The sequence below is a fragment of the Azohydromonas australica DSM 1124 genome, from assembly GCF_000430725.1.
Taxonomy (GTDB): domain Bacteria; phylum Pseudomonadota; class Gammaproteobacteria; order Burkholderiales; family Burkholderiaceae_C; genus Azohydromonas; species Azohydromonas australica.
This window is the reverse complement of record NZ_AUMO01000049.1, coordinates 47,385-69,712: the sequence shown is the minus strand read 5'-3', so window position 1 is coordinate 69,712 and position 22,328 is coordinate 47,385. Positions and strand designations below refer to the sequence as shown.

Genomic DNA, 22,328 nt, shown 5'->3' with positions numbered 1-22,328 from the left:
TGGCAGTTCCACGCATGACCGCGTCCTGCGCTTCGTTCCGGAGTTCGACTCCGCCGAGGAAGCGCTGCAGTACGCCACCACCCAAGGACTGGACTGGATAGGCCGCACCACCGCCGGCCAGGCGCAGCCGTGGCCTCCCGTCCTTCTCGAAACAGGAGCAAGCACATGGCCAAGGAAGAACTGATCGAAATGCACGGCGTGGTCGACGAGGTCCTTCCGGACTCGCGCTACCGCGTGAAGCTGGAGAACGGGCACGAGCTCGTGGCCTACGCCGCCGGGCGCATGAAGAAGCACCACATCCGCATCCTGGCGGGCGACAACGTGTCGCTGGAGCTTTCGCCCTACGACCTGAGCAAGGGCCGCATCACGTTCCGCCACCTGGAGCGCCGCGGTCCGCCGCCTTCGTCTGCACCGCAGCGTCGGCGCTGATGCCGGGCAGTCCCGGCACGCAACCCCAAACTTTTTCCCCCAACCGTCCCAACAAGGATCGACGACATGACTACCCAGACCGGCACCGTGAAATGGTTCAACGAAGGCAAGGGCTTCGGCTTCATCACGCCTGACGACGGCGGCAAGGACCTGTTTGCCCACTTCAAGGAAATCAAGGGCACCGGCTTCAAGACCCTCAACGAGAACCAGCGCGTGGAGTTCGAGGTCACCCAGGGCCAGAAGGGCCCGCAGGCCTCCAACATCCGGACGCTGTAAGCACGTCCCAGGCACCGGCAGCGTGCCTTGAGAAAGCTGCCGCAGGAGGACGCACGATGAATTCCGGTCCCTCGACGACCACGGAGGCCATCCTGCTGTCCGCGGCACGCATCTCGACCTTTGACGGCCAGCAACCGCTGACCGGCGCCAGCGGCTTCTTCTTCGAGCGCGAGGACCGGCTGTTCCTGGTGACAAGCCGGCACGTGTTCATCGACGAGCCGAGCAAGCACTTTCCCGATCGCATCGAGATCGAGCTGCACACCGATCCGGACAACCTGACCCAGTCCATCGGCCTGTCCATGCTGCTGTACCGCGAGGGACGCAGCGTGTGGCGCGACGGCAAGGACAGCGGCGGCGACATCGACGTCGCGGTGCTCGAGATCGACCGCGCCGCGCTGCCCGAGCGCTGCGTGCTGCAGGCCTTCACGCCGGCGCACCTGCCGGCCGCCGAGGGCGAGCACATCGAAGTCGGGGACGCGCTGCTGATCGTCGGCTTCCCCCTGGGTTTCCATGACCTGCTGCACCACCTGCCGGTGGTGCGCCAGGCCGTGATCGCGTCGTCCTACGGCATGCGCTTCCAGGGCAAGGGCTACTTCCTGACCGATGCCCGCACTCACCGCGGCACCAGCGGCGCGCCGGTGCTGATGCGCGACACCTCGCCGTCCGCAGCCGTCCAGGGCCTGCCCTGGAAGCTGCTGGGTGTTCACTCCTCGCGCATGGACATCGCCGGGCGCGACCAATTGCAGGACGAGGCGCTGGGCCTGAACTGCGCCTGGTACGCCGACATCCTGCTCACGCTGACTTGAGGCCCTCCGCCGCGCGGCCCTGCATGGAGGTGGCGTAGCGCCAGATGTTCTGCCCCGTGATCGTCAGCCGCAGCGTGCCGCCGTGCCACTCCAGCCAGTCCAGCGCGAGGTAGTCCTCGACGTAGCCGTCCGGGATGTGGCGGGCCAGGTGCTGCTTGAGCAGCTGCACGATGATCGGAAGGTTCTCTCGCAAGGCATCACGCCGGGACGGTGTGAGCGACGAGACGGGTAGGCTGGCCATGGCTTCTGCTCCTGGATCAGGTTTCAGGATCGCTTCCTGCGCGAGCGGCATGCAGGCGCCTCATTGCTGGACGGCCCGTGCATGGGCAAGCTCGACGCCGGGCGGGGCGCTCTGCCTACTCTTTGGGCAGGGTACTCCGGTATGCGTACCTCCGCACTGTCCCTTTGCACAGTAGTGCAACGCCGTGCTGTGGCCCGCACTGTGTCCAGGGCAATGACGAGCGCGTTGCGCCAAGGCGCAAGCACGAAGCGGGCCGCGCGCTAGAAGAACAGCGCCACGGCCGCCACCAGCATCAGCACGACGGTGAGCCAGCCCAGTGCCCACAGGCCGCGGCCGATGGTGAAGTCTCCCAGCAGCGCACGCGAGCGCGCCGCCCACAGCAGCGCCGCCAACACCGGCACGGCCACCACGCCGTTGATCATGGAAGTGAACACCAACGCCTTCATTGCGTTGACGTGCAGCAGCGTCATGGCGATGCCCAGCACCACGGCGGCGGCGATGGCGGCGTAGAAGGCCGGCGCTGCGCCCAACCTGCGCTCCAGCCCGCGACGCCAGCCGAAGGCCTCGGCCAGCGCGTAGCCCGCGCTGCCGGCCAGCACCGGGATGGCCAGCAGCCCGGTACCGACGATCCCGGCGGCGAACAGTGCGAAGGCCAGCTTGCCCGCCACCGGCTGCAGCGCCTTGGCCGCCTCGGCCGCGGTCTCGATCGTGCCCGCCCCGTGCGCGTGCAGCGTCACGGCGGTGGTCAGCATGATGAAGAAGCCGATGCCGTTGGAGACCGCCATGCCCAGGCTGGTGTCGAAGCGCATGCGCGCGAACTGCGCGGGCGCCTGGGCGGGTGCTGCCCGCAGCGGCGCCTCGCCGGGCGCGGCGCGCTGCTCCTCCACCTCCTGCGACGACTGCCAGAAGAACAGGTAGGGCGAGATGGTGGTGCCCAGCACCGCCACGGTCATGCGCGCGTAGTCGGCACTGTCCTGCCAATGCGGCAGCAGCGCGCGCTGCAGCACCTCGCCCCAGGGCACGTGCAGCGTGAAGGCCGCCGCCACGTAGGCCAGCAGGCTCAGCGTGAGCCACTTCAGCAGGTTGACGTAGCGGCTGTAGGGCACGAACACCTGCAGCGCGATGGAACCCAGGCCCAGCCCCACGCCCCAGGCCGCGGCGTGGCCGGGCACGAGCAGCGTGGCGGCTTCGCCCATGGCCATCAGATCCGCGCCGATGGTCACGGCGTTGGTGGCGAACAGCGCCAGCAGCAGCGGCAGCAGCACCCAGCGCGGCAGCACCCGAGCGAGGTTGGCACCCAGGCCGCGCCCCGTCACGCGGGCCACGCGTGCGCAGATGAGTTGCACCGCCACCATCAGCGGGTAGGTGAAGCACATTACCCACAGCAGCCCGAAGCCGAACTGAGATCCGGCCTGCGCATAAGTCCCGATGCCGCTGGGGTCGTCGTCCGAGGCGCCGGTGATCAGGCCGGCTCCCAGGCGCGAACGCGACCCATCGGCGGCAGCGGCGGTCTGCAGGCTGTCGGGGGCTTCAGGCGGCCCCGGACGGGGAGTGCGGGAAGAGGACACCCCCCAGACGGGCAAAAGCCAAACCCGGGATGTGTCCGAGGCAACCAGTGAACGGCCTCAGGACGCCGAATCGGCACCACTCGCGTGCACCACAAGCATCTCCGTGCCCAGGACGCGCCGACATGGGGCAAACGAGAGCGGTATTCAAGCGCCACGGCGGCCGGAAACGGGGCACTGAGAGGGACAGCCTTGGCGCCGTGCCTTCAAGGATGGCTAGGGTTCTGGGGGTTCGCGGCTTGCGCGCCCTGTCTGGTCCGAGAGCTGTCGGCCTGTGGCGACCTTTCCATCGGCGCAGGCTCCACGGAGGGACAAAAGCCCGGGAGGACCACTTTGCGAGAAGTGCCCTCTCGACTTTTGCCCGCTGCGGGGGCTGATGCGCGTGGGAGAGGGCGAGGCGGGGGCGGCGATCGAGGTGGAGGTATGGGAGCTGCCCGCGCGCCACTTCGGCAGCTTCGTGGCCGGCATCCCCGCGCCGCTGGGCATCGGCACCACGCTGCTGGCCGACGGCAGCCGCGTGTCGGGCTTCATCTGCGAGCCGGCGGGGGTGGTTGAAGGTTTGCGGGCAAGGGGAAGCTGGCACCGCGTCATTCGAGAGCTGCCCGGCGGGCCTGCGGCAATCCATCTGAACCCATCTCCCAACCGGAACTACTTCACGTCCCTGCCTCCAATCCCTCCGGATCGACCCGGAACAAGCCGCTGCGCTCTACAGGCGCCACCTGACGTGCCGATGACGACGTTCCTTCGTTGTCCGAAAGAAGGCTTTCAGTGTCCGGCGTCGTGCGCGTCATCAGGAGATGAGCCTCCGTTTGTGGAGCGAGCGTGGCGCACGTGCCGGTGCGCTGCTGGTGGCCGCCTGCGGCCTGCTGGCGCTGGGAATCTGCCTCAACGGCCACGGGCAGCTGCTTTCCCTGGGCCTGCCCGCCGTGCCGCCGATGCGGCCCGGCTCGGCGCTGGGCTTTCTCCTGGCCGGCCTGTGCGTGGCCGCCATGGGCCGGCCGCCCTTCAGGGGGTTGCAGGTCCAGCACGCCGCGCTGCCGCTGCTGGCGGTGTCGCTCGCCAGCCTGGCCTGCGTCTTCGCCCAGCCGCCAAGCCAGTACGCTGCCCTGCTCAGCCCGCCCCTGCTGTCGCTGAGCTTCGCGCTGGTGGCTGGGGCGGCGCTGTACTTCGACCCGCGCACCGGGCGCGGCCTAGCCTGCGCCGCGGTGGCCGCGGTGGTGGGCACGGCCGCCAGCGGCGTGGTGGCCGTGGCCTACGCGGCCTGGTGGCTGCAAAGCGGCGAGCGGCTGCTGCTGGTGACGCAGTCGCCGCAGTCGGCGGTGCTGCAGATGGTGCTGGCCCTGGCGACCGGCGGCCTGTGCCTCGCCGCCACGGCCCCGGGCAGCTGCCGCCGCCACGCCGCGCCGCTGGCCGTGGCCGGCGTCACGACGGCGGGACTGGTCGCGGCCTGGGCGCTGATCCTGGGCAACGAGAGCGCGGGCATCGCGCGCGACGTGGAGCAGCGCACCGACAGCGTGGCGCAGACCCTGCTGGAGCACATGCACCGCTCGCTGGACCCGGCCGACCTGATCCTGCGCCAGGTGGCGGACCGCATCCGGCGCCAGGGCATCGACCGCTTCGGGCAGTCGCGCCAGGAGTGGGAGGAGCTTGCCGTGTCGGCGGCGTCGCTGCAGCAGATCAGTGCCCTGGTCATCCTCGACGCCCAGGGCCGGGTGATGAGCTACTCGGCCCGCTTCCCGCCCGCGCTGCCGGGCAGCTTTGCCTTCCGCGACTACTTCCTGGCGCACCGCCGCGGCGACATCACGTTCCTGGGTCCGTTGATCGACACCGCCTGGGGCCAGCGGGCCTTCACCTACAGCCGCCGCGTCAGCGACCGCGACGGCAACTTCGCCGGCGTGGTGGTCGCGATGCTGGAGCTGGACTACTTCCGCAGCTTCTACCGCTCGCTCAACCTGGGGCCGGGCGGCGCGGTGACGCTGTTCCGCAGCGACGCTCGCGTGCTGCTGCGCGAGCCCATGCCCGCGGAGCTGGCCGGCGCTAGCGCCCGCGGCGGGGAGCTGCTCGGCCGCCGCCTGGGCGCCGGCGACGGCGGCGCCTTCGTGGGCGTGTCGCCTCTGGACCGCGAGCAGCGCTTCGTCGGCTACCGCGTTTCGAAGGCACATCCGCTGGTGGTGACGGCCTCGGTGAGCGCGGTGCCGCTGGCACGCGCTTTCGAGCGCGAGCTGTTCCTCTCGGCGCTGCTGCTGACGCTGGCCATCGCGGTGCTGGCCAAGGCCACGGCGCAGCAGCTGCGCGCGCTGCAGCGCGACGCCGAGCAGCAGGCGCAGCTTGAAGCCAGCCGCACATTCACGCGCGCCATCCTGGACTCGGTGGCCGCCACCGTGGCCATCGTGGACCGCGAGGGCCGCATCGTGGACGCCAACAAGGCCTGGGCGCGCTTCACGCTGGCGCACGGGGCCGAGCCCGAGGCCCGCAACGGTCTGGAGGTGCTGCGCCGCGCCGGCACCGCCGACCGCGACGGCGTCACCGCCGTGCTGTGGGGCATCCAGGCCGTCATGCGCAAGGACCTGCCGTGGTCCAAGCACAACTACGAATGCACCGGCGCGGACGGGAGCCATTGGTACAAGGTGCGCGTCACGCCGCTGGAGGGAGCCGACGGCTGCGTGGTGATCAGCCAGGAAGACGTGACCGACCTCAAGCACGCCGAGATGACGCTGCGCCAGGCACAGGCCGAGCTGCGCGACAGCCAGCGGCACTACCGGGCGCTGATCGACGGCTCGCTGCAGGGCATCCTGGTGGCGCGCATGGGCGAGGACGTGGAGGTGCTCTTCGCCAACGACGTGGCCGCGCGCATGTACGGCTACGGGACGGCGGCGGCGCTGTTGCGCGAGCCGCGGCTGGCCTCGTTCCTGCCCGAGGACGCCCGCCAGGAGATGCGCCAGCACTGGGAGTGGATGTGCCGCGGCGACGTCGACGCCATGCACCTGCGCGTGGCCGCGTTGCGGCGCGACGGCACGCCGTTCTGGATGGAGATGATGGGCCGGCGCATCGCCTGGCAGGGCGAGGCGGCGCTGCAGATCACGGTGATGGACGTGACCGAGCGCCAACGCCTGGAGGCCGAGCTCAAGCGCCAGGCCCGCGTGGACTCGCTGACCTCGCTGCTGACCCGGCGTCACTTCAACCAGCTCGCGGAGCAGGAGATCCGGCACGGCCGGCACGCGCTGGCCACGCTGATGGTGGACATCGACCACTTCAAGCGCATCAACGACGGCTTCGGCCACCAGGCAGGCGACCTCGTGCTCACGCGCGTGGCCGAGGCGCTGAAGGGCGTGCTGCGCGGCAGCGACCTGGTGGGCCGCTTCGGCGGCGAGGAGTTCGTGGCGCTGCTGGTGGGGGCCGACGAGCGGGAAGGGCTGCGCGCGGCGGTGCGCCTGCGCAAGGCGCTGCGGCGCCTGGTGGTGCCGCACAAGGGCCAGGAGATCCGCGTGACGGCCAGCGTGGGCATCAGCGTCTGGCGCCCCGGAGAGGAGAACCTGGAGCCCGCGCTGGGCCGCGCGGACGAGGCGCTGTACGCCGCCAAGGCGGCCGGGCGCGATCGCGCCCGGGTGCATGGGCGAGGAGCGGAAACCGGCGGCGCGGACGCACAGGCGCAGCGGGTGGCCCCCGTTGCCGAGGACGCGGCGCCGGTTGGCGAGGAGCGGGCGCGGGTGTCGTCGGGGTGACGAATGGCTGGTCCGGGCCGTCGCCTTCCAGTGCTCACTGCCCCGCCAGCCGCCTCCCCGCCGATACCGCATACACCCCCGAGCGCGCCCGCAGCACCGGATCGTCGGAGGCGGCGATGCCCTTGGGCAGCACGTTCGGGTCGAACACCATCGGGTCGCAGGCGCCGCCGGGGCCGCTGTCGACCTTGTCGATCACGAGCCGGCCCACGGTGACGGTCTTGCGGGTGTCGGGCCAGGTCAGGGTTGGATTCACCAGGTTGTCCCCGGCCTCGGCCAATTGCAGCCGCAGGGCGAATTCCGCCGGGCGGTCCGCCACGCGGTGCCGCAACTCGTCGGTCAGGAAATCATCAGGCAGCGATTTCAGTTTTTCCTCGTCCAGCAATTCCTGTCCGCCAACGGGCTCGAAAACCCATCGCACGTATTGCGACTGCCCCTTGGCGTTGGTGAACTGGAAGGCGTGCACGCCCCAGTAATTCACGGCCGCGTAGCTGGCCGGAACGCCGTGGCTGTTCAGCCAATCCGCCTGCGCCCGGGTTTCCGGATAGGCCTCGGTGAAGGCTTTGACTTTCGCCGGGTCGGGCTTCTTGGTTTCCGGGTCGGGTTTCCGCGCTTCCAGCGAGCGCAGCATGATTTCCGGGGTCGAGACCGAATTCATGGGCGCCGAGATGTTGGCTATCTGCCAGCGCTCGCCGCCGGGCAGGGCGAATTGCAGGGCCAGGCCGCGCGTGGTGCGGGCCTTGTCCGAGCCGCGCGGATTGCCGCCGGTGACGGAGAAGCGCGCCACCACCGGGAAACGCTCGCCGCTGAAGGCCGAAGCCGAGGACAGCGCGCGGCCTTCCGCCGTGCCGGTGAAATGCCCTTCGGCGCACAAACCCTTGGCCCCGCCGCGCCGGAAGCCCGGGTGCTTGCCGGAGACGCTTTCAAAGGCATCAACCAGCGCCTGTGGCGTGGCCGGCGTGTCGGCCGGGGCCTCGGCCTGCGCCGCGACCGCGGAGGCCGAAGCGCACAGCGCCGCGCAGGCCGCGGCGGCGAGGGATATGGAGGTCATGTGGGGCTCCTCGTGAGGGCGGCCCGGGGTGCGGACCGATGCCCTCATGGGACGCCTGCGGCCTCCGGCTGTCGCGGAAATCGGTTGAAAAAACCGGGAAGGCGGCTGAAATCTCCTTGAGAGCCGGGCGGTTCCGGCAGGTGGCGCGATGGAAGCACCCCTTCACCCGATGCGTTTTGCCGGCGGCAGCTTCGACCCGCTGCGCGGCGAGCTGCGCCTGGGCGAGCGGCAGGCGCGGCTGCGCCCGCGCAGCGCCGCGGTGCTGGCCGTGCTGCTGGAGGAGCGGGGCCGCGTGGTGGGCCGCGAGACGCTGATGCGGCAGGTGTGGCCCGACGCCGTGGTCACGGACGACTCGCTGGCGCAGTGCATCAAGGAGATCCGCCGCGCGCTGGGCCCGGCGGCCGAGCGCATCCGCACCCTGCCGCGTGTGGGCTACGCCTTCGCGGACGTCGAGGCCGAGGCGGACGAGGCACCGACGCCGACGGAAACCGGGCCGAGTCCGGCTGGCGAGCCGGTACCGGCCTCACCGGCTCCGGACGGCGACGTGGCAGCTGTTCCTGTTGAAACGGCAGTTGCCGCCCTCCCGGCCCCGCTACGCGCCGCGCGGCTGCGCTGGCTGCTGGGCGGCTTCGTGCTGGCGGTGGCGGCGCTGGTAGCGCTGGGCCTGTCGGTGCGCCCGGCAGCGGTGGAGCCGCCGCGCTTCTCGCTGGCCGTGCTGCCGCTGTCCTCGGCGGTGAGCGGGCAGGCGCGGGACGCGCTGGCCGAGGCCATCGCCGACAACCTCACCTCGGACCTCACCGGCATTCCCGGGACTTTCGTGGTCGCGCGCGGCCTGGCGGAGCGCTACCGCGGCGAGGCGCAGGACGCGCGCCGCGTGGGCCGCGAGCTGGGCGTGCGCTATGTGATGGAGGGCAGCCTGCATCGCGCCGGTGCGCGGGCGCAGCTGAACCTGCGGCTGGTGGACGCGCAGGCGGGCGAGGTGGTGTGGTCGCACCGCGCGGAGGGTCTGGACGCCAATCCGGCAGCGCTGCCGCCCGCGCTCACCGCGCGCGTGGCGCGCGAGCTGCAGATGGTGCTGATGGTGGACGCGGCCGGCCGCGCCGGGCGGCATCCCGCGGCCACACCGGAGCAACTGCTGGAGCTGGTGCAGGCGCAGCTGCGCGGCAACCCGGGCTACGCGCCGGCCTGGATGTGGGCCGCCGTGGCGCACCTGCGTCTGGGCGACGCCGCGACGGCCGTGCGCGAAGCCGACGAGGCGCTGCGCCTGGCCGGGCCGGACGACCCGGACGCGGGCCTCTTCTACGGCGTGCTGGCGCGGGCGCGGCTCTTCAGCGGCGACGCCCAAGGCGCGCTGGAAGCGGGCGAGAAGGCGATGCGGGTGCCTGGAGGCAACCGCTATGCGCCGCTGGTGGTATCGGCGGCGGCGATGGAACTGGGCAACGTGGACCAGGGGCGGCGCGTGATGACGGAATTCATGGCGAGCAATCCGGGCTGGAGCGTGGCGAAACTCAAGGCCACCTGGCCAGCGGGCGAAAGGGAGGGCGGCGAATGGGGCGGCAGATATGTCGCGCTGCTGCGGGCGGCGGGGTTGCCGGAGGGGTGAGGGGCGGCTGCCGAAGGTCGGAGCAACGTATTCACCTGTATTGCCAATGCGTCCAACCGGGAACTGGTGCCAGGAATACTCGGACGCGAAGAATCTTCACGGTATTCATTGCATGAAAATTGAATTTTGAAGTTGGGGCGGCAGGGGTTGCTGTGGTGTCCCGGGAGAATCCTGGGCAATAGATACAAAATTTCAGGCGCCTATAACACGCCTGCGGGGGTGGACTGAGGTAGTCCGTTCATTACCGTGTCCCGTCCAGGCTTTGACATGGCCTGTGAGGGGAATGGTTTGAAGCGCTCGTATTAATTTCAACGTTCTGAAGGAAGATTAGGCCTTCTCTGGTAATTATCGTTATATTTTAACTGCTAAAAGCAAAAAGTTCCCCGGTATTTAAGGAGCGTCGCCCACTGTCCCAATGGGTGGCGATGCTATGGTGCGTCAATGTAATAAATTCTTAGAGTGGCTGAATTTTCTCCAGGCAGCGATCTTGCGAAAGTGGAAAAATTTTGTCGACGCCAATAGTACTTTCAATTCCCGCTGCCGTCATTTTCATTTAGGCCAAAAAGCGCTCTGTCTTCAGGCTGTGTCAGGTAAGCATCCAAGCGCTGCATAAAACGCTGCCGGGAAGCTTCGTCGCGCTCTATGAGTTCCAGCACCAAGGCGCCCGCGAGAATCTTTCGGCGCGTGTCGGCTGCCCGCTGAAGCTTTCGTTCGATAGCCCGTTTCCTAGCCTCGACCTTTTGCTTTTTGGCTCGTTCCTGCTTGAGCTTGGCTTCCAGGCTTGCAATGCGTTCGTCGATGGTTGCCATGAGGACCCTAGAAGCGATGTCAGGAGCAGCGTAACGCGCTGTCAGCGAAAGCCCAAAGACAGATCGCTAGGAGTACGCTGAGCGCAGTGTGTCCCGAGGCTACGAGGTAGACAAGGGCGCACTTATGCAAACAGGCTGCGCCTGTTTGCCGTGCGTGGGGACTGCGCCCCTCAACCCCGCCGGGAGAAAGCCCCCATGGCGATCTACCACCTGTCGGTAAAGACGGTGAGCCGATCTGCCGGCCGTAGCGCGGTGGCGGCGGTGGCGTACCGCACTGCCGAGCGGCTGGTGGACCAGCGCACGGGCGAACTCCACGATTACCGCCGAAAGGGCGGGGTGGAATTAACTGAGCTGTTTCTGCCAAAAGGTGCGCCCGGGTGGGCACATATCCGGGATGCCCTGTGGAATGCGGCTGAGCAGGCTGAGACGCGGAAAAACTCGACCGTTGCCCGCGAATTTGAAATTGCCCTGCCGGCCGAGCTTTCGGCTCAGCAGCGGGAGCGGCTGGCCCGAGACCTGGCGCGGGAAATTGTGGAGCGCCACGGTTGCGCGGTGGACCTTGCCATTCATGCTGCCGGCAAGGCTGGCGACAGCCGAAATCATCACGCCCACGTCTTGCTCACGACTCGGCGCTTGGGGCCGCAGGGATTTACAGAGAAAACCCGCGAACTAGATGACCGCAAGAGCCGGGAAGTGGATCGGTGGAGAGAACGATTTGCTCAGCTTCAGAACGAACGGCTGCGGGAATACGGTCATGAAACCTATGTCGATCATCGTAGCTTGGAAGCGCAGGGAATCGAGCGGCAAGCCACAAGGCATCTAGGGCCGACAGCGGCAGCCATTGAGCGACGTACCGGAAAAGCCAGCCGCAAACGTTTGGAGTTTGAGCGCGAGGTGGCCGAGCGACTGACACACGCGAAAGAGGCCGGTGAACTGGAGCGCCAAGCAAGCCAGCTAGACCGCTGCATTTTCGATTTGTCGGGTGATTTGAAAGCCGCGCTGCAAGAGCGCGAGCGCGAACAGCGTCAGGAGCAGGAGCGTTGGCAAGCTATAGAAGCTGTGAAACCTCTGGTTACCAGCGGCATAGCTGAGTTTCGGCGCCAATTCGAGTTGCATCGACAGGCCAAGGTGGGCAAGGAGCGGGCACTGCAGAGGTTCCAAGCTGAGCAGGCACGGCAGGCCGCCGAGCGGGCCGCGCAAGCCCGTCAGGAAGTGCTGCAGCAGCAGGAGCAGCAAAGGCAGTCGGAGCAGCAGCGCGAGGCCGAGAAGCAGCGAGCACAGCAGCGACGGCAGGATGGTCCGAGCTGGTCGCGGTAGTCCCCAAGGAGGTAGCGCGTGGACAACCCTCAACAGGAACTGTTCGGGCTTTTGGCCCTGGCCGAGGAGCAGCAGAAGGTCGTCACGAAGGCCCTGCAAGGGCTCGCCAAGGAGCGAGCCGAGCTTGCCAAAGAGCGCGAGGCGCTGGCTGAAGAACGGGCCGTGTTGACCGACGCCGCGGAGCGCATGGCCGAGCTGGCTGACGCGGTAACCACCGCCACAGAGCAGGCTGCTCCAAGGCTCCAGCAGGCCGCAGGAACGGCCGCAGGAGCTGCGGTGAGGCAGAGCCTTGCCGGGATCTCCGGAACCGCCGTAGCGGCACTAAAAACAGCCACCGAGCCAGTCCTAACCACGATCAATGGCGCGGCGCAGGCCGCCCGCGAGGCAGACGGCACACTGACGCGCTCGCTGAACGGCTTCGGCTGGAAGCTGGCGGCGGTGGTGGGCGGCGTGAGCAGTGCCGCTGTCCTTGTTGTGATCGTGGCGGCCTGGTCGATGGTCGAGTGGCAGTTGCATCAGATGGCCGGCCTAGTGGAGCAGCACGCGGCGTTGGAAGACGAGGTGCAGCAGCTGCAGGCCAACATCGCCGCGCTGGCGAAGAAGGGTGGTCGCATTGTCATGACTGAGTGCGGCGGGCGGCTGTGCATCGAGGCCAGCAGCAACCAGGGCAAGGACGACAACGGCCAACCCATTCCGTTGCGGGGAGCTTGGCACACGACCGACGGGCGCAGCGTTGCACTTGTGATCCCGAGGGGGTACTGAACAATGGATGAACGCCCCTCTCGGTTCAAATGGCTGAAGCAACGCTTCCTCTTTGGCACATCGCGAAGCCGTTACGAGTGGGGGCGTCCATCCATGGCTAAGCACTGATCTCAAGAATCAGCTGGCCCCTCGTTCCGAGACTGGGTCGTCACGCGCACCCCATACAACGCTAACAACCCCATCACGTGCCCTACCGCCACGCCCGGCTCGCCTGATTCGATCCGTCCGATCGTCTGCACGTGCACGCCCAGGCGTTCCGCTGCGGCGGCTTGTCCTTCACCGGCGGCGATGCGGGCCTGCTTGGCTGCCGCGCCCAATTCGCGGATGGTTTGAAGCGCCTCGGGGGCGATGTCGGTGGAAATTCTCTTGCCTTGTGCCATCCGGTAATTGTCACCATTCGGTGGTGCCCGACCCCTTTTCCCGCCTCAGGCCGTCACCTCTGCCACCGCCTCCCTCGCCACTTCCGGCGGCACCTCGTGCCCGCCGTCGAACTCCAGGTAGCGCACCTCGTAGCCGGCCCCCTGGAGCATCGGCACCACGCGGCGGCTGCAGCGGGCAACGGGCAGCACGCGGTCAGCCTTGCCGTGGGCGATGAAGATGCGCGGCCGGCCGCGCGGACCCACCGGCGCCGCGAAGCCCGGCGCCAGCGCGATCAGCCGCGGGAACAGCTCGCCGTGGTCCAGCCCCAGCGACAGCGCATACGAGGCACCGTCCGAGAAGCCACCCAGCGCCAGCCGCTGCGGCGCCACCTCGTAGCGCTCGAAGATCCAGCCCAGCAGGCGGTCGATGGCTGCCACGTCCGGGCCGAAGCTGCCCAGGATGCGGTCCCAGGTGTAGTCGGAGGACGGGGGCGCCGCGACGATCAGCCCGGCCGCGGCGGCGTGCGGCTCCAGCAGCGTCAGGCCCTGGCGCGGGTTGCCGCTGGAGCCGTGCAGCATCACCGCGCAGGCCGCGGGCCGGCCCGGCATCCAGGCCGCCGGCACGTGCACTAGGGCCGGACGTCCGGCGCCCACGTCGAGCTCGTGCAGCCCTGGCCGCGCGTGGTGCGCCAGGGGCGGCGTGGGAACGGGACGGGACAGCAGCCGGGACGGCAGGGTGAGGCTCATTCACCCGCCGCAGCAGGGCACATGCCGGAGGCGAGGCTGGGCGCGCCGCGAATCGGACAGCGCCGCTGCATCGGGCACCACCCTTGCCAACCGAAGTGCATCCCCAGGTCACCGGCCCGCGTGGGCCAGCATCCGCCGGCCGGGCCCGGGCTGAAGAGGAGCACCGCATGAGGACATCACTGAAGTCACTGCAGGCGCTGGCCGCCGTTTCCCTTGCCATCGCCGCCGGCGTGGCGCAGGCCCAGGCGGGCGGCATGCCGGGCAGCGGCAACCCCGGCCCCGGCTTCATGGGCTCGGGCTCCGGCTCCACCGGTACCGTTGATGGCGGCATGAGCGGCACCCGCGAAACACCGCCCGGCGCGGCGCGCGCGGGTCGCGAGATGCGCGCGGCCCGCAACGGCAACGCGCCCGCGGACACCGCCCGCGCTGCCGACGCCGCCGGCACGCCCGCCAGTGCCGTGCCGGCCGGCGGCGGCACCGGCGGCTCGCCGGCCCTCGGCCTGGAACCGGGCGCCACGCCGCGCACCACCCAGCAATCCCGCTGAGCTGCCGCCGAATCCCTCCGTTTCCGAGACGGAATGCACACCGGCGCGGCGGCGCCCGGTGCATGCTGGAAAGTTCGGCCAAAACCGAGGCGGACTGCACGCGTGGCGTGCCAGGCGCGGTGGCATCCTTCCGGCAGCTTGCCGGACCGAGGCCGTTCCGGCCTGCCGCGACGCGGCGGCCGGGCGCGGGCGCCCATCGTCCGCACGTCCGGAAGCAATAGGCAGTTGATGCAGGAGGCCGCCGTGAATGCCCAGACGACGCACCGTGATGCAGGCGCCTTCGACCTCCTGGTGCTGTGCGCCTCGTTGCAGGGAGAGGCGGCGGTGCTGGACGTGCTGCGCGCGCTGCCGCGCGACTTCGCGCTGCCCATCGTCGTGATGCAGCCGCTGGACCCCGGCTCTCGGGCGCTGCAGGCCTACGGCGCGTGCCGGCCGCGGCCGGTGGAGTGGGTCACCGCCAGCTCCACGCTGGCCCCGGGACGGCTGCTGGTCTGCCCGCCGGGCAGCGCCGTGGAGCTGCGGCCGGACGGGCGCTTCGTGCTCGCGCCGGACGAGGAGGGCGCGCCGGAGCGGCCCCTGGACCGATTGCTGGAATCCGTCGCCCGCGGCTTCGGCCCGCTGGCCATCGCCGTGCTGCTGGGCGGCCCGGACCACGACGGCGCCAACGGCGCGCGGCGGCTGCACCAGGCCGGCGGCCGGGTACTGGTACAGGACCCCGCCACCACCACCCAGCCCGACCTGCCGAGCGCGGCCATCGCGGCCGGCGCCACGGACCAAGTGCTGCCGCTGAGCGACATCGGCCACGTGGTGGGCGAGATCGCCGCCGGCCGACCCCGGCCCGAGTCGCGCCCGCGGCCCGCGGGCAGCACGCGCAGCGTGGGCGGGCTGGCGGCCATCGCCTCGCCCGCCGCCCGCTCGCGGCTGCTGGAGGCGATGCTCGGCTCGATCCCGGACTTCGTGTACGCCTTCGACCGCGAGCACCGCTTCGTGTACGTCAACCAGGCCATGCAGGACCTGTTCGGACCCCAGGCCCGGCTGCTTGGACACACCTTCACCGACTTGCGCTATCCCGCCGAGCTGGCGCGGCGGCTCGATGCGCACCTGGACGCCATCTTCGACACCGGGCGGACCATCGAGGACGAGGTCTTCTTCATCAACCCCGCCGGCTCGGGCGCCTACTTCGACTTCGTCTGGGGCCCGGTGCTGGCCGAGGACGGCAGCGTCGAGCTGGTGGTCGGCGTCTCGCGCGACACCACGCAGCGCCGGCAGCTGGAGCAGCAGCTGCGCGAGAACGCGCGGCGGCTGCGCCTGGCGCTGGACGTGGGCGAGCTCGCCACCTGGGACTGGGACCTGCGCACGGGCCAGGTGCTGTGGTCGCGCGAGCACTACCGCATGCAGGGCTACCGCGTGGGCGAAGTCGAGCCCGGCTACGAGGCCTGGCTGGCGCGCGTGCATCCGCAGGACCGCGAGGCCGCCGTGGCGGCGGTGCGGGAGGCGCGCGCGCAGCGCCGGCCCTACCGGCACGAGTTCCGCATCCTTCCCCCGGATGGCCAGCTGCGCTGGTTCTCGGCCAAGGGCCATTTCTATTACGACGACCAGGGCGAGGCGGTGCGCATGATCGGCGTCATGCGCGACGTCACCGAGCAGCGCCATGCCAGCGAGCTGCTGGCGCAGCGCGTGGCCGAGCGCACGGCGGCGCTGCGGCAGCTGCTGATCCACCTGGAGTCGGTGCAGGACGAGGAGCGCCGGCGCATCGCGCGCGAGCTGCACGACGGGCTGGGGCAGTACCTGTCCTCGGTGGCGCTGGCGCTGAGCGCGCTGCGCCAGTCGCCCGACGACGTGGCGGCGCGCGAGCGGCTGCACCGGCTGCAGGGGCTGATCCAGGAGCTGGACCGGGAGCTGGACCGCATCGTGTTCATCCTGCGCCCCACGGCGCTGGAGGACTGCGGGCTGGGCGAGGGCGTTTCGGCCTACGTGCAGACCTGGAGCGAGCTCACCGGCGTGAGCACCGACCTGGAGCTGCACGGCCTGGACCACGGCCGGCTCACGCCCTCGGTGGAGACAGCCACCTTCCGCGTGGTGCAAGAGGCGCTGAACAACGTCGCGAAGTACGCCAGCGCCTCGCGCGTGAGCCTGAGCCTGGAGCGCCGGCGCGGGCTGCTGGTGGGCAGCATCGAGGACGACGGCGTGGGCTTCGACGCCACCGACGCCACCACGCCCGTGGCCGGGCGCAGCAACTGGGGCCTGCTGGGCATGCAGGAGCGCATCGAGGCCCTGGGCGGCACCTTCGCCATCGACTCGCAGCCAGGCCAGGGCACGACGGTGCTGTGGCGGCTGCCCGTGGCGAGCGAAAAGGCTTGATGCGCCGCGCCTGAAGCGCCGGGCCGGTCCGGACGGCCCGTTCCTGTCGGAACCGGCCTACAAGGGCAAGGGCGCTCCTCCTTCCGGCGCACGGGCACCCGTGTGCTGGCGCCGGGCGGGCACGGCCGGGAAAATCTCCTCAACTTCTTCGGAAATGGCCGGCGCCATGGAACCCCGAGGCGCCGCGCAGGGATTGGCCCGTACCGGCAAAAGGAGCAAGGAAATGCTGAAAACTCTCAAGTCCCACGTTTACGCGCTGTTCATGGTCATGGGCTTGCTGGCCTCCGGAAGCCAGATCTATGCGCAGTCGGACGACAAGATCGCGGATTTCGGCGCCTGCCTGGCCACCAACCCGCCGGCGGAATGCAGGGAAATCATGCCGCACTGATCAAATGAGCTTCCTGAAACTGAAAAGGCCCACCTCGGTGGGCCTTCGGCATTTCAGGGCGGGTGATTTCAAGGCGAATGCAGGAAGGCGCGCAGCGCCCGGAGCTTGTCCAGCGGCGGATCGACCAGCACCTTGCCGAAGGGCAGCGCGGTGCGCACGGCGGACTCCTTGTGCGAGGTGTAGCGCAGGCGCGGCTCGGACATCGCCAAGCCCTCGCGGTTGGTCAGCGCCGCCACGACCGGCGTGTTGGCGTGCTCGCCGCGCTCCAGCACCACGCCGTTCTCGTTGCTGGCCAGGGCCACGAAGGTGCCCGGCGGATACAGCCCGATGGCCTTGAGCAGCACGGATCCGAGCGGATCGGGCAGGCCGTCCGGGCCCAGGCAGGCCTGCTGCGCCACCTGCAGCGAGGACAGCGGCTGTGCGCGCGCGCGGCGGCTGAGCATGGCGCTGTAGCTGTCCACCCGGTGCAGCAGCAGCCCCGCCTGCTGCCCCGGCGCCAGGCTGGACAGCGGCCGGGCGGCCAGCGCGGCATCGTGGTGCAGCCACACGGCTTCGAGCCACACCGTCTCCATCACGCCATGGTCCAGCAGCATCCGTGCCCCGTCGGCCGGGTGGCGCTCGATGCGTGCGCGGTCCTCGGCCGACTCGATGCCGCCCGCGTACTGCGCGAGCTGGTCCTGCAGCCGCCACACGGCCACGTTCATGGTCAGCGCGGCCTTTTCCAGCTGCGCCACGCGTACCGCGTCCCACCCCAGCGCCCGCGCCGCCTCGCCGGCGATGAGCATGCAGCGCAGCGCTTGCCGGGCGCTGTAGAAGGAGCAGCGGAAGCTGCCGGTGTAGAGCAGGTGGAACAGCGCTTCGTCCTCGTGGTGCGCAATCAGGGCGCGAGCGTGGGCGTGGATCTCCAGCACGCGGGCCAGCCAGGCGCTGTCGGTGCCGGCGTTCAGCATCACGTGGTCCAGCAGCAGGATGGCCTGCTCCCATTCCTCCCCGGGCGGCGCGGGCTCGGCGCCCGCCGCCGGCCGGGGCCCGACCCGGGCCAGGAGCGGTGCCGGCGGCCGGCCGTGCAGCACGCTCTCCCATTCATGCTCCGCGCTGCGCAGCCATTCCTCGTGCTCGGCGGCGTGCGTGTAGACGGCACCCATGCGGCGCAGCTGGCTGCGCACGTGAGGGTCGTCCAGGCGCGTGTGGGCGGACAGGAGCTTCACGCCGTCCGCGGTGTAGACCGAGAACGGCAGGGACGAATGTGCCAGGAGTTGATCTGCGCTCAGGGGCAACAGCTTCATGTCGGTCTTTCCGCGGCCCGAGGCCGCAGCCAGCGGGTACGACGGTTCCATGATGTAACTGCTGAAGGCCACACGGCGGGCGTGCCGGCGCGGGCAGGCGCAGCGGCTGCCCGGCTCCGTGACGGATCTCACGGAACCCGGAGCCTGGTCGCGTTTCAGCCCAGCAGCGGCGAGCGCCGCCGCGTGTACTGGCTGGCCTGCTCGTAGGCATGGGCCATCTGCAGCGTGGCGAAGTCCTGCTGCGCCGGGCCCACGATCTGCAGCCCTGTAGGCAGGCCTTCGGCGCTCAATTCCCCGGGCACGGCCGCCACCGGCAAGCCGGCCAGGGTCGGGCCGATCACGACCTCCATCCAGCGGTGGTAGGTGTCCATCGCCCGCCCGGCGATGGACTTGGGCCAGTCCAGGTCGGCGTCGAAGGGAAAGACCTGCGCCGCCGGCAGCACCAGGAAGTCGAAGCGCGCGAACAGCGCTTGCAGCGCCACCGTCCAGTCGGTGCGCGCCACCGTGGCCTTCCACAGCACGGTGGCCGGCAGCTTCCAGCCCTGCTCGACCTCCCACACCAGCTCCGGCTTCACCAGCGCGCGCAGCTTGTCGCTGGCGACGATTTCGCCGCACAACCCCGAGACGATGAACTGCCGCAGGCTCAACCAGCAGCGCCACAGCCGCTCCAGCGGGAAGTCGGGCAGCGCGGGCTCCACCGTGCAGCCGATGGCCTCGAAATGCCGCAGCGCCCGTTCGCACAGCGGCAGCAGCCCGGGCTCGGTGGCGAGGTGCCCGCCCAGGTCGCCGAGCCAGCCGATGCGCGCGCCCTTGAAGTCGCGCTGGAGCGAGCCGGCGAAGCGCCGCGGGTCCTCGGCGATGGACTGCGGGCAGCGCGCGTCGAAGCCGGCCTGCACCGACAGCAGCATCGCCGCCTCGGCCACGCTGCGCGCCATGGGCCCCTCGGTGCTGAGTTGCTGGAAGAAGACGTCGCGCGCGGGCAGCATCGGCACGCGGCCCAGCGAGGGGCGGAAGCCGACAACGCTGTTCCAGGCCGCGGGGTTGCGCAGCGAACCCATCATGTCGCTGCCGTCGGCCACCGGCAGCATGCGCAGGGCCAGCGCCACCGCCGCGCCGCCGCTGCTGCCGCCGGCGCTGCGGCCGGGGTCGAAGGCGTTGCGGGTGAGGCCGAAGACGCGGTTGAAGGTGTTCGATCCCAGCCCGAACTCGGGCGTGTTGCTCTTGCCGACGAGAATGGCGCCGGCGCGGCGCGCGCGCTCCACGACCAGTGCGTCCACCCGGGGCACGTTGTTCCCGAGTGTGAGCGAGCCCATGGTGGTGGGGATGCCGGCGGTGGCGGCCAGATCCTTGGGCGCCTGCGGAAAGCCGTGCAGCCAGCCCAAACGCTCGCCGCGTGCAAGCTGCGCATCGCGCTCGTCGGCCTGGCGCAGCAGCGCCTCCTCGGGTTGCAGCGACACCAGCGCGTTCACGCGCGGGTTCAGGCGCCCGATCTGCGCCAGGTAGGCCTGCATCACCTCGCGGCAGGAGATGCGGCGCGCGGCGATGGCATGCGACAGCGATAGCGCGTCGAGCTCGACGATGCCGGCGGTGGACGGGTCGGCGGTGGTTGCGGTGCTCATGGCGGCTCCTCTGGATTCTTTCCACGCAGTGTGGCGCCTTGGCGCGGCAGGGGCCGCCGCAGGCGTTGCATGCGCCGGCGGCGGGAACACATCTCGCGGTCGGGGTTTCACCTTGAGCTTGGTCAAGCTTGAGTGGCAGGCTCCTGCCTAAGCTGACGGCACACTGAAAGGCCCTGCCATGTACAAGCATCTCTTCGTTCCCGTCGATGGTTCCGAGCTGTCCCACCGTGCGATGGAGGGCAGCATCGCGCTGGCCTCGCAACTGGGCGCGCGCATCACCGGTTTCGTGGTCGAGCCCGACGTCGGGTTCTCGGCGGTGACGCCCGATGCCGTGGCCTATGCCGAGCGCATGCGCAGCCATGACAAGCGCAACCAGGAGCATGCACAGGCGCTGCTGCGCCAGTTCGAGGAGCGCGCAACCGCTGTCGGCGTGGAGTTCAACGGCCACTTCGTCGCCTCCGACGCGGTGGACGACACCATTGCCGACGAGGCCGAGAAGGTCGGCGCCGACATGATTGTCATGGTCACGCATGGCCGCGGCCCGGTGGGCGAGTTCCTGTTCGGCTCGCACACCAAGCACGTCATCTCGCGCAGCAAGCTGCCGGTGCTGGTGCTGCACTGATTCCGGTTTACGGCAGGCCGTGAACCAGGCCTCGTCATGAAGGCGCGCGGGTGTCCAGGGCATATTCCCGCCCTCGGCATCTCGTCAGCCGAGCCGGTTCGCCCCCCTGATTCGTCACTCCCGCGAAGGCGGGAGTCCAGGCGGCCCCCAAGCCGCTTCCAGCAGACCGGGGTGAATACCGGGGCTTGAGTCCTGGTTCGCGGCGCCCGGGCTTCGGGCTGACGTGGGGCCGCCTGAATTCCCGCCTTCGCGGGAATGACGAAGTAGTTGGTGAGGCAACCCGACTCCCGTCCGACGTCCGGCCTTTTTTAGCCGGGTTGCGCAGGCACCGGCCCGTTGACCGTCACTTGAGGGCGCGCTGCGCCGGCGCGATCGCCGCCACCAGCAGGCAGGCCAGGGCCAGGCCCGCCAGCAGCTCCCCGGCGGCCGAACGCAGCGCCACGCCCTGCAGCGCGGCGCCCGCGGCCTCGCCGCCGTGGTGCAGCTGCAGCACCGTCAGCCCCGCGCCCAGCGCGTTCACGATCTCGCGCACGATGCTCTTGAAGGCATAGGCGTGCGCGAAGTCCTCGGTGGGCATCTCCACGAAGGTCATCATCGCCACCTGCAGCAGCGCCAGCACCGGCATCGCGCCCTGCAGCAGCACGGCCGACGGCACCAGCGCCGCCGAGGCGTCCGGGCGCGCGGCCAGGGCCATCAGCGCGAAGGACGCCGCCAGCCCCACGTAACCCAGCGCGATGTAGCGGCGCTTGCGCATGAGGCGCGGCAGCGCGAGGTGGAACGCCACCACCGACGCCAGCGTCACCACGCCGCCCAGCGACAGCAGCGCGCCGGCCTCGGCCAGCGTGTAGTCCAGCCCCTCCACCATGAACGCCGGCACCGCGTAGTTCCACGCGCCGCTGACGAGGTAGAAGACGCCGTAGAAGACCAGCCCCGCCAGGTAGCGGCGGCTGGCGAGCCGGCGCGGGTTGAGCCAGGGATCGGGATGCTGGCTGAAGCGGTGCATCACCACGGCCAGCAGCGCCAGCCCCACCACCGCGTAGGCCGCCAGCACGGGCCCTTGCGCCCGCGTGGCGTAGCGCAGCTGCTCCAGCGCGTGCACCAGCAGCAGCGCCCCGGCGGCAAAGGCGGCCACGCCCGGCCAGTCCAGCCGGCCCATGGGGCGCGGCGGCAGCGGCTCGGTGCGCGGGTACAGCCACAGCACCAGCGGCAGCAGCGCCACGGCGAGCCCCGCCTGCAGCAGGAACAGCAGTGGCCAGCCGTGTTGCGTCACCAGCACCGCCGTCAGCCACGGCGCCAGCGCCACCAGCGTGAAATTCGCCAGCCCGAAGCCCCAGAACAGCGACAGCCGCTCGCGCGGCTGCGAGGCGTACTGCGCCAGGATGCGCGCCGCCGCGAACAGGCCCCCGCCGCCCAGCCCCTGCACCAGCCGCGCCAGCGCCAGCTCTGGCAGCGTCGAAGCCGCCGCGCAGCCCAGCGCCCCGGCTGTGAACACCACCAGGCTCGCCAGCGTGAAGCGGCGGTAGCTCACCCGGCCCGCCAGTTGCACCAGCACCAGGTTGGCCACCACGGCGGCCGCGGCATAGGCCGAGAAGGCCCACAGGAACTCCTGCGGCCCGGCGCCCAGGCCCTGCTGCACCCGCGGTCCGGCCATCGCGATCAGGATGGCCCCCACGATGTCCAGCGAGGCCACCAGGCCCAGCACGGCGCCAAAGGCGTACACGCGCCAGGCGCGCAAGTGCGGATAGGCGGCCAGCAGCGGCGCACGCGGCGCCGGCGCCACGGGAGAGGACGGGGAAGCAGACATCCCGCCATGCTGCATTGTC

At 70.2% G+C, this 22,328-nt stretch carries 20 protein-coding genes, 1 pseudogene and 1 riboswitch; of the genes and pseudogenes, 12 read left to right on the top strand and 9 right to left on the bottom strand.

Going from position 1 to position 22,328, the window contains the following annotated elements:
• Positions 1 to 165 precede the first annotated feature (165 nt).
• The 3 genes from infA to H537_RS0109070 all read left to right on the top strand — a co-directional run bounded on the left by infA (position 166) and on the right by H537_RS0109070 (position 1,511).
• Complete coding sequence (gene infA, locus H537_RS0109080; protein WP_028997660.1) at positions 166 to 429, top strand: translation initiation factor IF-1; 264 nt, start codon at positions 166 to 168, stop codon at positions 427 to 429.
• 66 nt (positions 430 to 495) lie between these two features.
• Complete coding sequence (cspE, locus tag H537_RS0109075) at positions 496 to 705, top strand: transcription antiterminator/RNA stability regulator CspE (RefSeq protein WP_028997659.1); 210 nt, start codon at positions 496 to 498, stop codon at positions 703 to 705.
• 56 nt (positions 706 to 761) lie between these two features.
• The gene (locus H537_RS0109070) at positions 762 to 1,511 is read left to right on the top strand and encodes a S1 family peptidase (protein WP_028997658.1); all 750 of its coding nucleotides are present in this window, start codon (positions 762 to 764) and stop codon (positions 1,509 to 1,511) included.
• Here H537_RS0109070 and H537_RS41990 read toward each other — a convergent pair.
• On the bottom strand, positions 1,498 to 1,752 hold the full coding sequence (locus H537_RS41990) for a hypothetical protein (protein WP_064735931.1): 255 nt from the start codon (positions 1,750 to 1,752) through the stop codon (positions 1,498 to 1,500). The two genes, H537_RS0109070 and H537_RS41990, sit on opposite strands and share 14 nt — an antisense overlap.
• A 260-nt stretch (positions 1,753 to 2,012) precedes the next feature.
• Entirely contained in the window at positions 2,013 to 3,320 is a 1,308-nt protein-coding gene (locus H537_RS0109060) for an NRAMP family divalent metal transporter (protein WP_238446639.1), read from the bottom strand.
• 202 nt (positions 3,321 to 3,522) lie between these two features.
• Positions 3,523 to 3,645, top strand: a riboswitch (guanidine-I (ykkC/yxkD leader).
• Positions 3,646 to 3,693: 48 nt separating this feature from the next.
• On the opposite strand from H537_RS0109060, the pseudogene H537_RS55485 reads away from it, so the two are divergent.
• Positions 3,694 to 3,813 (top strand): annotated as a pseudogene (locus tag H537_RS55485) (allophanate hydrolase-related protein); the annotation flags it as partial.
• Between the two features lie 301 nt (positions 3,814 to 4,114).
• Complete coding sequence (locus H537_RS0109055; RefSeq protein ID WP_156901562.1) at positions 4,115 to 7,039, top strand: diguanylate cyclase; 2,925 nt, start codon at positions 4,115 to 4,117, stop codon at positions 7,037 to 7,039.
• A gap of 34 nt (positions 7,040 to 7,073) precedes the next feature.
• On the opposite strand, the gene H537_RS0109050 is transcribed toward H537_RS0109055, so the two are convergent.
• A complete protein-coding gene (locus H537_RS0109050) occupies positions 7,074 to 8,087 on the bottom strand; it encodes a catalase family peroxidase (RefSeq protein ID WP_028997655.1) in 1,014 nt (337 codons plus the stop codon).
• A gap of 148 nt (positions 8,088 to 8,235) precedes the next feature.
• Between H537_RS0109050 and H537_RS41985 the strand changes: the two genes are divergently transcribed.
• On the top strand, positions 8,236 to 9,690 hold the full coding sequence (locus tag H537_RS41985; RefSeq protein ID WP_084150543.1) for a winged helix-turn-helix domain-containing protein: 1,455 nt from the start codon (positions 8,236 to 8,238) through the stop codon (positions 9,688 to 9,690).
• A 527-nt stretch (positions 9,691 to 10,217) separates the two neighbouring features.
• Here the strand turns inward: H537_RS41985 and H537_RS50760 are convergent.
• Positions 10,218 to 10,499 carry a DUF8583 domain-containing protein gene (locus tag H537_RS50760; RefSeq protein ID WP_084150542.1) on the bottom strand — a complete coding sequence of 94 codons (282 nt, stop codon included), beginning with the start codon at positions 10,497 to 10,499 and terminating at the stop codon, positions 10,218 to 10,220.
• Positions 10,500 to 10,694: 195 nt separating this feature from the next.
• On the opposite strand from H537_RS50760, the gene mobQ reads away from it, so the two are divergent.
• Together mobQ and H537_RS0109030 are read left to right on the top strand one after the other, a co-directional pair.
• On the top strand, positions 10,695 to 11,816 hold the full coding sequence (mobQ, locus tag H537_RS50755) for a MobQ family relaxase (RefSeq protein WP_084150541.1): 1,122 nt from the start codon (positions 10,695 to 10,697) through the stop codon (positions 11,814 to 11,816).
• 18 nt (positions 11,817 to 11,834) lie between these two features.
• The gene (locus tag H537_RS0109030; protein WP_028997653.1) at positions 11,835 to 12,578 is read left to right on the top strand and encodes a hypothetical protein; all 744 of its coding nucleotides are present in this window, start codon (positions 11,835 to 11,837) and stop codon (positions 12,576 to 12,578) included.
• 110 nt (positions 12,579 to 12,688) lie between these two features.
• On the opposite strand, the gene H537_RS50750 is transcribed toward H537_RS0109030, so the two are convergent.
• Positions 12,689 to 12,958: a helix-turn-helix domain-containing protein gene (locus tag H537_RS50750; protein ID WP_084150540.1), complete on the bottom strand. Its 270-nt coding sequence runs from the start codon at positions 12,956 to 12,958 to the stop codon at positions 12,689 to 12,691.
• Positions 12,959 to 13,003: 45 nt separating this feature from the next.
• The gene (locus H537_RS41980; RefSeq protein WP_043458445.1) at positions 13,004 to 13,684 is read right to left on the bottom strand and encodes an alpha/beta hydrolase; all 681 of its coding nucleotides are present in this window, start codon (positions 13,682 to 13,684) and stop codon (positions 13,004 to 13,006) included.
• 167 nt (positions 13,685 to 13,851) lie between these two features.
• Here H537_RS41980 and H537_RS0109020 point away from each other — a divergent pair, with 167 nt between their 5' ends.
• The 3 genes from H537_RS0109020 (at position 13,852) to H537_RS52475 (ending at position 16,978) form a co-directional block, all read left to right on the top strand.
• The gene (locus H537_RS0109020) at positions 13,852 to 14,229 is read left to right on the top strand and encodes a hypothetical protein (protein WP_028997652.1); all 378 of its coding nucleotides are present in this window, start codon (positions 13,852 to 13,854) and stop codon (positions 14,227 to 14,229) included.
• Between the two features lie 243 nt (positions 14,230 to 14,472).
• Positions 14,473 to 16,590, top strand: coding sequence for a chemotaxis protein CheB (locus tag H537_RS0109015; protein WP_169516973.1), 2,118 nt, complete (start codon positions 14,473 to 14,475; stop codon positions 16,588 to 16,590).
• 166 nt (positions 16,591 to 16,756) lie between these two features.
• Complete coding sequence (locus H537_RS52475; RefSeq protein WP_156901560.1) at positions 16,757 to 16,978, top strand: hypothetical protein; 222 nt, start codon at positions 16,757 to 16,759, stop codon at positions 16,976 to 16,978.
• A gap of 68 nt (positions 16,979 to 17,046) precedes the next feature.
• On the opposite strand, the gene H537_RS49010 is transcribed toward H537_RS52475, so the two are convergent.
• Both H537_RS49010 and H537_RS0109000 read right to left on the bottom strand, forming a co-directional pair.
• Positions 17,047 to 18,315: an HD-GYP domain-containing protein gene (locus H537_RS49010; RefSeq protein ID WP_156901558.1), complete on the bottom strand. Its 1,269-nt coding sequence runs from the start codon at positions 18,313 to 18,315 to the stop codon at positions 17,047 to 17,049.
• Between the two features lie 104 nt (positions 18,316 to 18,419).
• Positions 18,420 to 19,883 carry an amidase gene (locus H537_RS0109000; RefSeq protein WP_051242226.1) on the bottom strand — a complete coding sequence of 488 codons (1,464 nt, stop codon included), beginning with the start codon at positions 19,881 to 19,883 and terminating at the stop codon, positions 18,420 to 18,422.
• Between the two features lie 178 nt (positions 19,884 to 20,061).
• Between H537_RS0109000 and H537_RS0108995 the strand changes: the two genes are divergently transcribed.
• Entirely contained in the window at positions 20,062 to 20,505 is a 444-nt protein-coding gene (locus H537_RS0108995; protein WP_028997649.1) for a universal stress protein, read from the top strand.
• Positions 20,506 to 20,848: 343 nt separating this feature from the next.
• Here H537_RS0108995 and H537_RS0108990 read toward each other — a convergent pair whose 3' ends face one another.
• Entirely contained in the window at positions 20,849 to 22,309 is a 1,461-nt protein-coding gene (locus H537_RS0108990; protein ID WP_169516972.1) for an MFS transporter, read from the bottom strand.
• Positions 22,310 to 22,328 lie beyond the last annotated feature (19 nt).

Excerpts from the sequence above, each read along its gene's own strand:
- infA (WP_028997660.1), top strand. The coding sequence starts at position 166 with ATGGCCAAGGAAGAACTGATCGAAATGCACGGCGTGGTCGACGAGGTC.
- cspE (WP_028997659.1), top strand. The coding sequence starts at position 496 with ATGACTACCCAGACCGGCACCGTGAAATGGTTCAACGAAGGCAAGGGC.
- H537_RS0109070 (WP_028997658.1), top strand. The coding sequence starts at position 762 with ATGAATTCCGGTCCCTCGACGACCACGGAGGCCATCCTGCTGTCCGCG.
- H537_RS41990 (WP_064735931.1), bottom strand. The coding sequence starts at position 1,752 with ATGGCCAGCCTACCCGTCTCGTCGCTCACACCGTCCCGGCGTGATGCC.
- H537_RS0109055 (WP_156901562.1), top strand. The coding sequence starts at position 4,115 with ATGAGCCTCCGTTTGTGGAGCGAGCGTGGCGCACGTGCCGGTGCGCTG.
- H537_RS0109050 (WP_028997655.1), bottom strand. The coding sequence starts at position 8,087 with ATGACCTCCATATCCCTCGCCGCCGCGGCCTGCGCGGCGCTGTGCGCT.
- H537_RS41985 (WP_084150543.1), top strand. The coding sequence starts at position 8,236 with ATGGAAGCACCCCTTCACCCGATGCGTTTTGCCGGCGGCAGCTTCGAC.
- H537_RS50760 (WP_084150542.1), bottom strand. The coding sequence starts at position 10,499 with ATGGCAACCATCGACGAACGCATTGCAAGCCTGGAAGCCAAGCTCAAG.
- mobQ (WP_084150541.1), top strand. The coding sequence starts at position 10,695 with ATGGCGATCTACCACCTGTCGGTAAAGACGGTGAGCCGATCTGCCGGC.
- H537_RS50750 (WP_084150540.1), bottom strand. The coding sequence starts at position 12,958 with ATGGCACAAGGCAAGAGAATTTCCACCGACATCGCCCCCGAGGCGCTT.
- H537_RS41980 (WP_043458445.1), bottom strand. The coding sequence starts at position 13,684 with ATGAGCCTCACCCTGCCGTCCCGGCTGCTGTCCCGTCCCGTTCCCACG.
- H537_RS0109020 (WP_028997652.1), top strand. The coding sequence starts at position 13,852 with ATGAGGACATCACTGAAGTCACTGCAGGCGCTGGCCGCCGTTTCCCTT.
- H537_RS52475 (WP_156901560.1), top strand. The coding sequence starts at position 16,757 with ATGGAACCCCGAGGCGCCGCGCAGGGATTGGCCCGTACCGGCAAAAGG.
- H537_RS49010 (WP_156901558.1), bottom strand. The coding sequence starts at position 18,315 with ATGGAACCGTCGTACCCGCTGGCTGCGGCCTCGGGCCGCGGAAAGACC.
- H537_RS0109000 (WP_051242226.1), bottom strand. The coding sequence starts at position 19,883 with ATGAGCACCGCAACCACCGCCGACCCGTCCACCGCCGGCATCGTCGAG.
- H537_RS0108995 (WP_028997649.1), top strand. The coding sequence starts at position 20,062 with ATGTACAAGCATCTCTTCGTTCCCGTCGATGGTTCCGAGCTGTCCCAC.
- H537_RS0108990 (WP_169516972.1), bottom strand. The coding sequence starts at position 22,309 with ATGTCTGCTTCCCCGTCCTCTCCCGTGGCGCCGGCGCCGCGTGCGCCG.